Source organism: Treponema endosymbiont of Eucomonympha sp., from assembly GCF_001028545.1.
In genome coordinates this window covers 1-881 of sequence record NZ_BBPW01000251.1, presented here as the reverse complement: position 1 = coordinate 881, position 881 = coordinate 1, and the positions used below count along the sequence as shown (strand labels likewise).

Annotated in this window: 2 protein-coding genes; both read right to left on the bottom strand. The window is 54.6% G+C overall.

The window, feature by feature from the left end; genetic code table 11:
• Positions 1-185: type 2 periplasmic-binding domain-containing protein (locus AWU74_RS10635; protein WP_202966416.1), on the bottom strand; the 185-nt coding region annotated here is incomplete at its 3' end.
• Positions 143-481 carry a type 2 periplasmic-binding domain-containing protein gene (locus AWU74_RS06335; RefSeq protein ID WP_162504943.1) on the bottom strand — a complete coding sequence of 113 codons (339 nt, stop codon included), beginning with the start codon at positions 479-481 and terminating at the stop codon, positions 143-145. The genes AWU74_RS10635 and AWU74_RS06335, both read right to left, overlap by 43 nt.
• Between the last annotated feature and the right edge of the window lie 400 nt (positions 482-881).

Sequence of the window (881 nt, the reverse complement as noted above, 5' to 3'; positions counted from 1 at the left end):
CTGCCCGACGCGATATCTTCGAACATAAGGGCAAAGGTCGACTCGAAGATGATTTTGAATAGACGCCCATGCTCCTCGTTCCACTTGTTCGTTATGTAATACTCATTGTTCGCCGTGGTGGTAAACACCGCCGTCTTGCCCTTCAGGTCGTCAAACGAGCGTATGCTGAAGTCGTCCTCGCGCACGCCCAAATACAGAGGAGTCGTGGTGTAGCCGACAGGAGGATATTGGGAAAATCCAGCACCTGATACCTGAGTGTGAACTCCGGGTGCCGCGCGTCGATTTCATCCAGCACCGCCTTTTCAAAGCCGGTCAGCTTGTTGTTCCCGTCGAGATACCAATATGGCTTCCATGCGTTCACCGCCCCGACGATGATTTCCCGCGGCTTTGCGCCGCTGTTCTTGGCGTTTCCCGCCGCGTGTGCCGACAGTGCCGCGGCGAATGCCAGCGCCGCCGCGATGATTCTCTGTGCTGCTTTCATATCATAGCCTCCATAAAGCGCTGTGCGCACGTTTTGCATTAGTATGCCGCGCCTTTTGGCGCGGCGTCATTCTAGTGTTCCCGCCCTTTCCGCGCAATCCCTATATGCGTCCGGCAAACCTACAGGGCAGTTCGCTGTCTCTGTGCTGTTCTATTCGCTGACACTGTGCTGGACTGTAAGCTGACACCTTACAGTCCAGTAAGCCGGCAGCTTATAGGGCAGTAAGCTGACACCTTACAGGGCGGTAAGCCGATACCTTGCTGTCCAAAACAGAGCCTCTCGTCCGCCCACACGAGAGCCTCTCGTTAGGCTAGGCAGTGTGGACTGGATAAGGGAAAAGAGGTAAAATAGAGGTATGAAAAGAAATGAAGGCATTCACCGGCACGATATAAGCGACGAG

What these genes read in the sequence shown, in the direction of transcription:
- AWU74_RS06335 (WP_162504943.1), bottom strand. Translation starts at nt 481, where the DNA reads ATGAAAGCAGCACAGAGAATCATCGCGGCGGCGCTGGCATTCGCCGCG.